Origin of the sequence: Amycolatopsis saalfeldensis, from assembly GCF_900110575.1 — a bacterium.
GTDB lineage: Bacteria > Actinomycetota > Actinomycetes > Mycobacteriales > Pseudonocardiaceae > Amycolatopsis > Amycolatopsis saalfeldensis.
Genome location: NZ_FOEF01000039.1, coordinates 1 through 11,782, shown reverse-complemented (window position 1 = coordinate 11,782; position 11,782 = coordinate 1). Strand labels below are relative to the sequence as shown.

Sequence of the window (11,782 nt, the reverse complement as noted above, 5' to 3'; positions counted from 1 at the left end):
GGGCGACGGCACACGGGCGGGTGCGAGCGCCCGCGCTCAGACCGCCACGTCGCGCAGCCGCCGCAGCGTGCGGATGCCGAGCTGGAAGGACTGGGCGCCGAGCCGCAGCGGGCCGAGCGCGGCGCGCAGGGGAGCGTAGACGGCCTCCTCGTTCTGCCCGGTCCCCGCGAAGAACTCGGCGACCGCGGCCTCGACCGCGGCCAGTTCGTCGAGGCTTCCGGCGATCTGCCCGTATTCGGCCCGGGTCGCCTCGACCTGCTCTTCGCTGCCGCGGGCGCGCAGGTCCCTGAGGTACGCCCGCACGGCCGCCTCCACCTCGGCGGCCGCCAGCTCGAAGCCGGTGCCGGCGCGACGGGCGCGGACCGCCAGCGGCGTGATCCGCTGAGCCTCGGCGGCCCGGTCCTCGCGGGTCCGGCCCGCCGCCCCGGCCCGTCCGTCGCTGACCAGGCCGGTGATCTCGCCCAGGATCGTGGCGAAGTCCTCGGCCTGGCCCCGGATCTGCCCGGCCAGCTCGCCGATCCGCCGGTCGCCGCCGGGCTCCTGCGCGCGAGGCCAGGCGAGCTGGTTTTCGGCCGCCTCGACGGCCTTGATCAGCTTGCCCGCGACGAGCTTGATCATTTCCCGGAACGCGGCGGTCCCCGGCCCGGAGACCACGGCGTGCTGGATGTCGACGTACTGCAGCTTCTCGACGACCTGGATGCAGGCGTCGTCGCTGTCCCCGGTCAGGAATTCGGGCCCCGCGACCATCAACGGCAGGATCAGGTCGGTCAGGCCGAGTTCCTTCGCCCGGGCGTAGAACGCGAGCAGCTCGTCACGGCAGGAGGGGCTTTCCAGGAAGTAGTGCATGGTCACGACGGGGATGAAGACCGTCGCCGCGTCGAGGCCCTTCTCGATGCCACGGCGCCAGTCCTGGCCCCAGGTGATCGTCTCGCGGTCGAGGAACAGGTCGACCTTGCGGCCGTGCCCCGCCGCGCAGTACTGCTGCAGCTTCTGCTTGAGCGGCGTGACGAAGCCGTCGAAGAGGTCGTCGTCCTCGTGCGTGAAGCTCAGGAAACAGCGGACCGCGGGTCGGTCGGACACGAAGTCGGTCAAACCGCACCTCCGGCTGGCTGGTCACCGCAGGTTAAGCCGTGCGGCGCACCCAGGGCAGGGGTGGCGCGAAGATGACCGGGAACTGTCCGGTCGGGTCTCCGTCAGGAAGACGCCACGGCCTGCAGGGCCTTGGTCAGGGCCGCCGCCGTGAGCTCGACCTGCCACGGCCGGGCACCGCCGGCGCGCAGGGCGTCGGCGACCACGTCTTCGGAAAGGGCCGTGACGGGCGGGCGCCAGCAGGTGCGGCGGACCAGGTCCGGCAGCATCAGGTTTTCCACCGGCAGCCGCCGCTCCTCGGCGATGGCCGCGAGCGCGGCGCGGGCCGCCGACAGCCGGGCGGCGGCGTCAGGGTCCTTGTCGGCCCAGCGGTTGACCGGCGGCGGGCCGTCGGTGGACTGGGCGGCCGTCGGCAGCTCGCTCGCCGGCAGCGCCTTCGCGGCCTGCAGGTGACGCAGCCAGCTCGCGGTGTACTTGCGCTGCACCCGGCCGCTGAACACCGGCAGGGCCTGCAGCTCCTCGACGGTCTTCGGGTCGGCCGTCACGGCGTTGATGATCGCGCTGTCGGGCAGCACCCGGCTCGGCGCGCGGTCGCGCTTGCGGGCCAGCTCGTCGCGGGCCTGCCACAGCTCGCGCACCGCGGCCAGGCCCCGCGGGCTGCGGATCTTGTGCACGCCGGAGGTCCGGCGCCACGGTTCGGCGCGCGGCGCGGGCGGCGGCGCGGTGCGGACGGCCTCGAACTCCTGCCGCGCCCACTCCAGCTTGCCCTGCGCCTCCAGCTCCACCTCGAGCCGCTCGCGCAGCTCGTTCAGCAGCTCGACGTCGAGGGCGGCGTAGTTGAGCCAGTCCACCGGCAGCGGCCGCTTCGACCAGTCCGCGGCGCTGTGGCCCTTTTCCAGCGTGTAGCCGAGCAGCAGCTCCACCAGCGTGCCGAGCGCGACCCGCTCGTAGCCCGCCAGCCGTCCGGCCAGCTCGGTGTCGAACAGGGACTTGGGGTGCAGGTCCAGCTCGGCCAGGCACGGCAGGTCCTGGGACGCGGCGTGCAGCACCCACTCGGTGTCGTTGAGGACCTCGCGCAGCGGCGCCAGCTCGCCGTCGAGGGCGATCGGGTCGACCAGCACCGTGCCGGAGCCTTCACGGCGGAGCTGGACGAGGTAGGCCTTGGGCCAGTAGCGGTAGCCGGACGCCCGCTCGGTGTCCACGGCCACGGCGCCGGTCCCGGCGGCGAGCCGCGCGCAGGCCTCGGCGAGCGCGGCGGCGTCGGTCACCACGGGTGGGGTGCCCTCAGCGGGCTCGCGTAGCAGCACAGGTGATTCGGCAGCGGGTTCGGTGGTGCTGTCTCCGGTCCGGGCGCCGTCCGCCTGTGCACTGCTTTCCATGACTGACGACCCTACGGGACGGGCGTACCGCGCCTGGTCCGCCCGCCCCGCAGGGACTTCGTTCGCCTTCGTCAGCGGATCACACCGGCTCGCATGGCCAGTGCGACCATCTGGGCCCGGTCACCCGTGCCGAGCTTGCGCCCGATGCGGGAGAGGTGTGACTTGACGGTGAGAGCGGAGAGCGAAAGCTCCTCGCCGATCTCCTTGTTGGACTGCCCGTCGGCGACGAGCTGCAGCACCTCGACCTCGCGGGCGGAAAGCTCGCGCGGGGTGTTGTCGGTGCCCGCGACCCGCGTGCCGGTCGCCAAAACCGGGGCCACGCTCGGATCGGCGTACACGCCGCCTTCCAGGACCCTGCGCACGCCGTCGGTCACCACGACCGGCGACGCGGACTTGAGCAGGTACGCCTGGGCACCGGCCTGGAACGCCGACCTGACCGCATACGGGTCGTCGGACGATGCGAGCACCACAACACGAGGCCAGCCGTGGCTACGGAGTTCCGTAACCAGCTCGATGCCGCTGCCGTCCGGCAGTCCGAGATCGAGGATCGCCAGGTCGCAAGGCCCGGTGGCCTGCGCTCGCGCCCTCGCCTCGGCCACCGTGGCGGCCTCGTGGACGGTACCCGCACCCATCTGTGCGAGTCTTGCTGCGATTGCCTCCCTCAACAGCGGGTGGTCATCGACCACCAGCACGGAAAAAAGCTCTTCCCGCGGGTGCGGAACCATGCTCGCCGGCAAAGCACCGGCTGGCGTGGATCGAACGGCCTGAGATAAGCCGACGGTAGCCACGTCACTACCTCCCTGGAGTCGGTCGTGCCCCCCGACCGGCACCGGGACCTTCGGCCGTTCAGCCGCGCCAGCTTTAGACCGAAAGTGGTGTCGTCGAAGGCACTGTAGCCGCCCTGGAGCCGTTACGGGGGGATCGAATGGGTATCTATCTGAAACGACTCGTCACTCAGGGAGTTCGTTGTAACACGATCGGGCTAGTGCTGAGCCGCTAGCTAACGCATCGGCTCACCAGGGCGATGCAACAGAGTTACCGGAGTGGAAACGGCCGTGCAGATGGCCCGTGCAGCTGCGGATGCTTCCGCCCGGACAGCCCAGAGCCGGTCCCCCGAACCCCGGAAAGCGGCCCCGGCCGGGGCAAGATCATCTTTATTCACGTTTGCCCGGACGGCCCCGATGCTGCTCTCGGTGATCGCCGCGGCCCCGGCCCGTCCCCGGGTGGCGGCACCTTGGCCGTGACCAGGGCATGACGCCGGGTGATCATGGGGTGTTCACGAAAGTGAACGTCCGCCCGTGCTAGTGCGTGCGGTCCCAGGTGGACGGACGTGAAACGGCCTCAGGATCGCGCGCGAACGGTCCCCGGTGGATCAGTTGTCCAGACCATGCGGGGGTCGCCAGGGCGCACTCAGGCCGCGGGCGCCCCGTTTCGCGGCTGCCCGACCGGGTGAACTTGGGAAATCAGGAGCTCTGACGCTGCTCGAACAGCGTCACGCCGACCGGCGGCAGGCCCACCACGCTCGCCATGACCTGGCAGAACGCGTACCCGTGCGCCCGCAGCGCCGCGTCGGTGGGCGTCCAGGACGCCCGCAGCTCCAGGTCATCGGTGCGCGTCGGCCCGGCGATGTCGCCGAACCGGGCCGACGAGGTCTCGGTGACCGTGCCGCCCAGCGCGGTCCAGCCCGCCCCGGACGCCTCGAGCGCGTCGGTCAGCCACGACCAGCCGACGGCCGGCAGGAACGGGTCGGTCGCCAGCTCGTTGTCCAGCTCCGCGCGCACGTACATGACCAGGCGGAGCACACCGTCCCAGCCTTCCTGGCCGTCCGGGTCGTGCAGCAGGACCAGCCGGCCGGACGCCAGCACGTCCGCCGGGCCCGAAACCTCGCAGCTCACCGCATACGACCACGGCGCGAGCCGCTGCGGCGCGCGCATCGTCTCCAGCTGCACCTCCGGACGGGGCCGGACGGACTGCAGCGCCGCGACGGCTTCGCGGAAGAGCTCGGGCACTGGCGTCATCGCGGTCACAGAACGACTGTAGGGCGGCAACGCCCCGTTGCGGACGCAGGCGCGCCGAGGGACCCCCGACCCGGCCGAACCCCGCGATGACCACGTTGTCGGACGGCTCCGGGAACGGGGGTGGGGAGGTGCTGGTGGCGCAGAGGGGTGCTGTGGAGGTCGGCCGGCTGTGGCTCGGCCGCCCTTGTGGTTGGTGACGCCGCCGGCGGCTCGTTGGTGCGGCGGCGTGATGGTGCGGGACGCAGTGCCGAGTCGGCCGGGAGCCGGGAGCCGGGAGCCGGGAGCTGAGAGCTGAGAGCTGAGAGCTGGAAGCCGGGAGCCGGGAGCGCCGCAAACTTCCCGGGCGGCCCCGCTTGCGATTCCAATCCAATCCACTCCGGTGCCCACCTGGCCATGGCCCGGCGCCCACTCCGGCCGCGGTGCCGCGTCGGCCCTGCCCCCACTCCGACGGCTACCCACCGCCGACTCGGCCCTGGCCTGGTGCCCACTCCGGCTGCGGCCGAGCGCGGACCCGGCCCTGGCCTGGTGCCCACTCCGGCTGCGGCCGAGCGCGGACCCGGCTCTGGCCTGGTGCCCACTCCGGCTGCGGCCGAGCGCGGACCCGGCTCTGGCCTGGTGCCCACTCCGGCTGCGGCCGAGCGCGGACCCGGCTCTGGCGTGGTGCCCACTCCGGCTGCGGCCGAGCGTCGACCCGGCTCTGGCGTGGTGCCCACTCCGGCTGCGGCCGAGCGCCGACCCGGCTCTGGCCTGGTGCCCACTCCGGCTGCGGCTCAGCGCCGACTCGGCGGCGACCCAGCGCTCACTCCGGCGGCGACCCCACCCACCCAGCGCTGGCCCGGTGCCGCACCCGTGCCCGACCCGGCCCTGGCCCGGTGCGGCCGAGTGGGACGATAGAGATCGTGCCTCAGCTTTCTTCGTCGCCTGCCTCGATCCGTCGCGACCTCGGGGAGGCGCCGTTACTGGCGGCGGCCCGCGGGGAGCGGCCTGCTCGCACGCCGGTCTGGTTCATGCGCCAGGCCGGGCGCTCGTTGCCGGAGTACCGCAAGCTGCGCGAGGGCGTCGCGATGCTCGACGCGTGCTTCGACCCCGAGATGCTGGCCGAGATCACGATGCAGCCGGTCCGCCGGCACGGGGTGGACGCGGCCATCCTGTTCAGCGACATCGTGGTGCCGTTGAAGGCGGCGGGGCTGGACATCGACATCGTGCCGGGCACCGGGCCCGTGGTGGCCGAGCCGGTGCGCGACCTCGCGGCCGTGCGGGCGCTGCCGGTGCTCGAGCCGGAGCAGGTGGCGCGTGTCGCCGAGGGGGTCGGGCTGCTGGTCGAGCGGTTGGGGACCACGCCGCTGATCGGGTTCGCCGGGGCGCCGTTCACGCTGGCCAGCTACCTGATCGAGGGCGGGCCGAGCCGCAACCACGAGCACACCAAGGCCCTCATGCACTCCGAGCCCGCGCTGTGGCACGAGCTCGCGGGGCGGCTCGCCGACATGGCGCTGACCTTCCTGCGCGCGCAGCTGGACGCGGGCGCCGACGCGATCCAGCTCTTCGACTCGTGGGCCGGCGCGCTGTCCGAGCGCGACTACCGCGAGTTCGTCCTGCCGCACTCGGCGAAGGTCCTCTCCGGCGTCGCGGGTTACGGCGTGCCGCGGATCCACTTCGGCGTCGGCACCGGTGAACTGCTGGTCGCGATGCGCGAGGCGGGGGCGGACGTGGTGGGCGTCGACTGGCGGATTCCGCTGGACGAGGCCGTGCGCAGGCTGGGCGGCTCGGCGACGGTCCAGGGCAACCTCGACCCGGCGCTGCTGTACGCGCCGTGGCCGGTGCTCGAGGCCGAGGTCCGCCGGATCGTCGAGGAGGGCCGCGCGGCCGAGGGCCACATCTTCAACCTGGGCCACGGCGTGCCGCCCGGCGTCGAGCCCGAGGTGCTGACCCGGGTGGCCGAGCTGGTGCACTCGCTGTGACCTGCCGGGTCGCCGTCGTCGGCGGCGGCATTTCCGGCCTGGCCGCGGCGTACCGGCTGCGCAAACTGCTCGGAGACGGCGCCGTGATCACGGTCTTCGAGGGCACGCCCTCGATCGGCGGCAAGCTGCGCACGGCCGAGGTGGGCGGGGTCCGCTACGACGTCGGCGCGGAGGCGTTCCTGGCCCGCCGGCCCGAGCTGACGTCGCTGGTCGCCGAGGTCGGCCTCGGCGAGCGGCTGGTGCACCCGACGAAAGCGCGCGCGAAGATCCACGCCGGCGGGACGGTGCTGGGCCTGCCGCCGGGCACGGTGATGGGGGTGCCCGCGTCGGCCGACGCCGTGGCCGGGGTGCTGTCCGAGGACGGCCGGCGCGCCGTCGAGAAGGAGCGCTCGCTGGGGCCGGTGGACCTGGCCGGCGACGACGTCCCGCTCGGTCCGCTGCTGCGCGGGCGGTTCGGCGACGAACTGGTGGACCGACTGGTCGACCCGCTGCTCGGCGGTGTCTACGCGGGTGGCGCCGACGGTCTCGGCCTGCGCGCGACGATGCCCGGCCTGGCCGATGCCGTGGCGGGCGGTGCGGCCTCGCTCACCGAGGCCGCGGAATCCTTGCTGCCCAAGACCCCTGGCCGTCCGGCACCGGTGTTCGGCACGCTGACCGGCGGTTTGTCCGGGCTGCTGGAGCGGCTGCTGGAGCTTTCCGGTGCCACGCTGCGGACGTCCGCGACCGTCCGCGCGCTGACCCGGACCGCGGCCGGCTGGCGGCTGGACGTCGGCGCGGCCGCACCGGCGCACGCGCCCGAAGACACCCCGGTGGAGGTAGACGCGGTGCTGCTCGCCGTGCCCGCGCCGTCCGCGCGGCGGCTGCTCGACGGGATCGCCCCGGCCGCGTCGGCGGCGTTCGGCGAGGTGGAGCTGGCGTCCATGGCCGTGGTCGCGCTGGCGCTGCCGCCGGGCACCGGGCTGCCGGACGCCTCCGGGATCCTGATCGGCGCGGGGGAGCGGGACGCCTCGGGTGTGCCGTACGCGGCGAAGGCGTTCACCTTCTCTTCCAACAAATGGGCGCATTACGGCGGCGAAGGCCCCGTGTTGCTGCGCGGCTCTGTCGGCCGCTTCGGCGAGCCCGGCGCCCTGAACGGCGACGACGACGGCCTGGTCCGGGCGGTCCGCGACGACCTCGCGCGCCTGACCGGCGTGACCGCGGAGCCGATCGACGCCCTCGTGACGCGCTGGGGCGGCGGCCTGCCGCAGTACGGCGCCGGGCACCTGGGGCGGGTCGAGCGGATCGAGCGCGCCGTCGCCGGGGTGCCGGGCCTGGCCGTCGCGGGCGCGACGCTGCACGGCGTCGGGCTGCCCGCGTGCGTCGCCACCGCGGACGCGGCCGCCCGGCGGATCGCGGACCAGCTGCGGGACTGAGTTGTCCACAGGGCGCGTGGTCCGGGCCCGGTTGTCCACAGTGTGACGGAGGCGCTTGGCGCCCGGGCACCGCGCAGTGCCAGGATGGAGGCATGGCGCGGCTGAACTACAACGAGCTCAACGACAGCATCCGTTACACCACCTGGTCGGTCTTCCGGGTCGAGCCGGGGCGGCTGGGCGAGGACCGCGGGGCCGCGGGCCGCGAGACCACCGAGTACCTCGAAGGGCTCGAGGGCAAGGGCGTGATCGTGCGCGGGGTGTACGACCTCGCCGCGCTGCGCGCCGACGCCGACTACATGATCTGGTGGCACGCCGAGGAAATCGAGCAGGTGCAGGCCGCGTACGCGGGCTTCCGACGCACGCCGCTCGGGCGCGTGTCGACACCGGTGTGGAGCCAGACCGCGCTGCACCGTCCGGCGGAGTTCAACAAGAGCCACGTCCCGGCGTTCCTCGCCGGGGAAGAGGCGCGCAAGTACATCTCCGTGTACCCGTTCGTCCGCTCGTACGAGTGGTACCTGCTGCCCGACGAGGAGCGCCGCAAGATGCTCGCCGACCACGGCAAGGAGGCGCGGGACTACCCGGACGTGCGCGCCAACACCGTCGCGTCCTTCGCGCTCGGCGACTACGAGTGGATCCTCGCCTTCGAGGCCGACGAGCTGCACCGCATCGTCGACCTGATGCGCCACCTGCGCGGCACCGAGGCTCGCCTGCACGTGCGCGAGGAGGTCCCGTTCTACACGGGCACCCGCGTGCCGCCGGCCGAGCTCGTCGCGGCACTGCCGTAACCGCCGTGGAAGACGTGCTGGCCGGTCTCTGGCAGACGCTCACCGGCGACCCGCTGCCGGCCGTCGGGGTGGGCGGCGACGAGAACGTGCTGCCCGGCCCGTTCCGGGTCGCGGCGGCGGCGACGTCTTCGATCGCGGCCGCCACGCTCGCGGCCGCGGAATTGCTGAAGCTGCGCGGTATCGAGCCGGGCGTCGTCGGGGCGGACACCCGCCACGCCGCGGCCGCCTTCCGCAGCGAGGCGCACCTGCGCGTGGACGGCGAGCCGGGGCCGAACCCGTGGGGCCCGCTGTCCGGCGACTACCGGGCCGCCGACGGCTGGGTGAAGCTGCACTGCAACTACCGGCGGCACGAGGCCGCCGTGTGCTGGGCGCTCGGCGTGCCGGCGAGCCGCGAGTCCGTGACGAAGACGGTGGCCGCCAAGACCGCCGCCGAAGTCGAGTCCGCCGTGGTGGCGGCGGGCGGCGCGGCCGCGTTGATGCGCTCGCGCGAGGAGTGGCTCGCGCATCCGCAGGGCGAGGCCGTCGCGGACCTGCCGGTGGCGGAGCTGCGGCGGATCGGTGACGCGCCGAAGCGGCTGCTGTACGACTCCGGCCGCCCGCTGGGCGGGGTCCGGGTGCTGGAGCTGACGCACGTGCTGGCCGGCCCCGTCACCGGGCGGGTGCTCGCCGCGCACGGCGCGAACGTGGTGCACGTCGGCGCCGCCCACCTGCCGCGCATCCCGCTGCTGACGATGGACACCGGGCAGGGGAAGCGCTCGTCGTTCGTCGCGCTCGACACCGAGGGCGGCCGGGCGCGGCTGAAGAAGCTCATCTCCCGCGCGGACGTGCTGGTGCAGTCGTTCCGCCCGGGCGCGCTCGCGCGGATCGGCTTCGGCCCGGAGCAGCTGGCCGAGCTGCGGCCCGGGCTGGTGATCGCCGACCTGTCGGCCTACGGCTGGCAGGGCCCGTGGGCACGGCGGCGCGGGTTCGACAGCCTGGTGCAGCTCTCGTCCGGCATCGCGGAGGAGGGCGCGCGCGCCGCCGGCGCCGAAGGCCCGGTGCCCCTGCCCGCGCAGGCCCTGGACCACGCCACGGGCTGGCTCGCCGCCGCGGCGGTGATGACGGCCGTGCGCCGCACCGTCACCGAGGGTGGCACCTGGCAGGCCCGGCTGTCCCTCGCGGGCACCGGGCGCTGGCTGGACTCGCTGGGGCGCAAGGAAAGCGTACCGTCCGAAGTGGACTTCTCGGATCTGCTGGAAGACGTGGACAGCGACTACGGCCGGATGACGCGGGTGAAGATGGCGGGCGTGCTGCCGGGCGCACCGCCGCGGTGGGACCATGCTTCGCACCTGCCGGGGGCCGACACCGCGATGTGGCATCTGCCGTAGGGATTCCGGTCAGCGTTTCCGGCGCTGGAACCAGCGGGGTTTCGGCAGTTCGCCGCGGGTGACGAGCCAGGCGGCGAACGTGTCGGCGTACTCGCGCGCCCGCACGGTCACTGCCTTCGGGCGCTCGGCCGCGAAGGCGTCGAACAGCGGCCGGAACCGTTCGCCCAGTGCCTCGGGCAGGTCCGGGCGCAGATACGCGACGAGCTTGCGCCGCTTGGCCAGCAGCACGTCGGCCTCGATCCGCAGCCGGGCCGGGTCGAAGCCGGACGGGGCGGGCGCGTCGGTGAGCAGCGTCTCGAGCAATGCGGCCTGACGGGCGGCAAGATCCTCGCGGGTCATGGCGTCACCGCCGGGTGCGCGGAGGTTCGGCCCGGCGCGGGTGTGCTCATCGTTGCACCGGCCGGTGCGTGGGCGTTGTTCACAGTTCCACCGTCGCGCGGAGGGCGGCCAGCTCGGCGGCGAGCTCGGTGTCGGTGGGGTAGTCGTCGTCGCGTTCCAGCAGCACGCCGGGCGGGTCGGTCCGGCGGCGCAGCTCGGCGAGCAGGTCGAGCACCTGCGGGAGGACCGGGTGGGCGTGGGTGTCGTGGTAGACGCCGTCGCGCTCGACGCCGCCGGCCATGTGCACGTAGGCCAGCCGTTCCCAGGGAATGCCGTCGAGGAAGGCGGCCGGGTCGGTGCCGACGTTGCGGGCGTTGGCGTACAGGTTCGCGACGTCGATGATCAGCAGGCAGCCGGTGCGCTCGGTCAGCTCGGTGAGGAACTGCTCCTCGCTCAGCTCGTTCTCCGGCCATTCCAGCAGGGCGGCGATGTTCTCCAGCGCGAACGGGACGTCCACAATGGACTGTGCCAGCCGCACGTTCGCCACGAGCACGTCGAGCGCCTCGCGGGTGCGCGGCAGCGGCATCAGGTGCCCGGAGTCGAGCCCGCCCGCGCGGACGAAGCACACGTGGTCGCTGACCAGTGGCGCGTCGAGCGCCCGGCCCAGCTCGGCCAGATGCTCGACCCGCGCGGTGTCCAATGGCTCCGCCCCACCCAACGAGAGCGAGACCGCGTGCGGCAACACCGGCATGGCCCGCTCCCGCCGCAACGCAAGCAGGCTCTCGGGCAAATGAGGCGCGTGCAGGTTCTCGGCAACGACCTCGACCCAGTCGACCCCGGGCATCCGCGCGATCGACAGATCCAGCTCGGCCCGCCACCCGATCCCGATGCCGAGCCGCCCGCCCGCCGGCTCGGTGGTTTGGGCCGCCTCCTGGCCTGCCGGAATGACGGCGGTGGTCGCCACGGTTTGTGGCGCCGCACTTGGCTGCGACGCTGCGTCGGCCTGGGTCGCCGTGTGGGCCTGTGCTGTCGGGCTGGCTTGGGTTGCCGCGTGGGCCTGCGTTGCCGTGGCGGGCTGTGCCGCTGAGCCAGTCTGAGTTGCCGCGCCCGTGTTCGCGGTTGGGTTGGGGGTGGTCATTTCAGCCGCCACATCCGCCGCCGCCGCAGGAGGAGCCGCCGCCGCAAGAAGAGCCGCTGCTGCAGGAAGAGCCTCCGGAAGAACCGCCGCCGCTGGGCCAGGCGGGGGAGGCCAGGGCGGTGCTCAGCTCCTCGTCGGGGTACATGGCCAGGCCGCCGAGGGCGACGGCTGCGGAGGCGCCGAACAGCAGGCCGCTGCTGGGGGCCGTGCGCGCGAACTCCTCCGGAGGCCCTGTCATGATTTCCGTGTAAGCCACGGACGATTTCTTCTTCTATTCTAGTGGAGTGGGAGTCGGTCTGGGAAGAGTGCGGCGAGGGT

Annotated in this window: 11 protein-coding genes; 4 read left to right on the top strand and 7 right to left on the bottom strand. The window is 73.5% G+C overall.

The annotated features are described in order from the left end of the window. Positions 1-36: 36 nt before the first annotated feature. From BMY97_RS43745 to BMY97_RS43730, 4 genes are all read right to left on the bottom strand, one after another. Positions 37-1,092, bottom strand: a complete 1,056-nt coding sequence (locus BMY97_RS43745; RefSeq protein ID WP_091629319.1) for a toll/interleukin-1 receptor domain-containing protein — start codon at positions 1,090-1,092, stop codon at positions 37-39. A gap of 101 nt (positions 1,093-1,193) precedes the next feature. Further along, complete coding sequence (locus BMY97_RS43740; RefSeq protein WP_177231844.1) at positions 1,194-2,468, bottom strand: ribonuclease D; 1,275 nt, start codon at positions 2,466-2,468, stop codon at positions 1,194-1,196. 71 nt (positions 2,469-2,539) lie between these two features. Beyond that, on the bottom strand, positions 2,540-3,256 hold the full coding sequence (locus BMY97_RS43735) for a response regulator transcription factor (protein ID WP_033291604.1): 717 nt from the start codon (positions 3,254-3,256) through the stop codon (positions 2,540-2,542). Positions 3,257-3,931: 675 nt separating this feature from the next. Beyond that, positions 3,932-4,495 (bottom strand): DUF3000 domain-containing protein, encoded by a 564-nt coding sequence (locus BMY97_RS43730; RefSeq protein WP_177231843.1) that lies wholly within the window; start codon positions 4,493-4,495, stop codon positions 3,932-3,934. An 881-nt stretch (positions 4,496-5,376) separates the two neighbouring features. Here BMY97_RS43730 and hemE point away from each other — a divergent pair. The 4 genes from hemE (at position 5,377) to BMY97_RS43710 (ending at position 10,008) form a co-directional block, all read left to right on the top strand. Then, positions 5,377-6,444 (top strand): uroporphyrinogen decarboxylase, encoded by a 1,068-nt coding sequence (gene hemE, locus BMY97_RS43725; protein ID WP_091629343.1) that lies wholly within the window; start codon positions 5,377-5,379, stop codon positions 6,442-6,444. Beyond that, positions 6,441-7,856 (top strand): protoporphyrinogen oxidase, encoded by a 1,416-nt coding sequence (gene hemG / locus BMY97_RS43720; protein WP_091629313.1) that lies wholly within the window; start codon positions 6,441-6,443, stop codon positions 7,854-7,856. The genes hemE and hemG overlap by 4 nt, the downstream gene beginning before the upstream one ends. Before the next feature lie 92 nt (positions 7,857-7,948). After that, on the top strand, positions 7,949-8,641 hold the full coding sequence (hemQ, locus tag BMY97_RS43715; RefSeq protein ID WP_091629312.1) for a hydrogen peroxide-dependent heme synthase: 693 nt from the start codon (positions 7,949-7,951) through the stop codon (positions 8,639-8,641). Between the two features lie 5 nt (positions 8,642-8,646). Continuing rightward, complete coding sequence (locus BMY97_RS43710; protein ID WP_091629310.1) at positions 8,647-10,008, top strand: CoA transferase; 1,362 nt, start codon at positions 8,647-8,649, stop codon at positions 10,006-10,008. Positions 10,009-10,017: 9 nt separating this feature from the next. On the opposite strand, the gene BMY97_RS43705 is transcribed toward BMY97_RS43710, so the two are convergent. The 3 genes from BMY97_RS43705 to BMY97_RS43695 form a co-directional block, all read right to left on the bottom strand. After that, a complete protein-coding gene (locus BMY97_RS43705) occupies positions 10,018-10,347 on the bottom strand; it encodes an SCO6045 C-terminal-like domain-containing protein (RefSeq protein WP_091629308.1) in 330 nt (109 codons plus the stop codon). A 79-nt stretch (positions 10,348-10,426) separates the two neighbouring features. Then, positions 10,427-11,272, bottom strand: a complete 846-nt coding sequence (locus BMY97_RS43700) for an MbnB/TglH/ChrH family RiPP precursor modification enzyme (protein ID WP_091629341.1) — start codon at positions 11,270-11,272, stop codon at positions 10,427-10,429. A 193-nt stretch (positions 11,273-11,465) separates the two neighbouring features. After that, a complete protein-coding gene (locus BMY97_RS43695) occupies positions 11,466-11,702 on the bottom strand; it encodes a hypothetical protein (RefSeq protein ID WP_281246974.1) in 237 nt (78 codons plus the stop codon). Between the last annotated feature and the right edge of the window lie 80 nt (positions 11,703-11,782).

Bases quoted from the DNA above. Each gene is read 5' to 3' on its own strand.
- BMY97_RS43740 (WP_177231844.1), bottom strand. From the start codon at position 2,468: ATGGAAAGCAGTGCACAGGCGGACGGCGCCCGGACCGGAGACAGCACC.
- hemQ (WP_091629312.1), top strand. From the start codon at position 7,949: ATGGCGCGGCTGAACTACAACGAGCTCAACGACAGCATCCGTTACACC.
- BMY97_RS43705 (WP_091629308.1), bottom strand. From the start codon at position 10,347: ATGACCCGCGAGGATCTTGCCGCCCGTCAGGCCGCATTGCTCGAGACG.
- BMY97_RS43695 (WP_281246974.1), bottom strand. From the start codon at position 11,702: ATGACAGGGCCTCCGGAGGAGTTCGCGCGCACGGCCCCCAGCAGCGGC.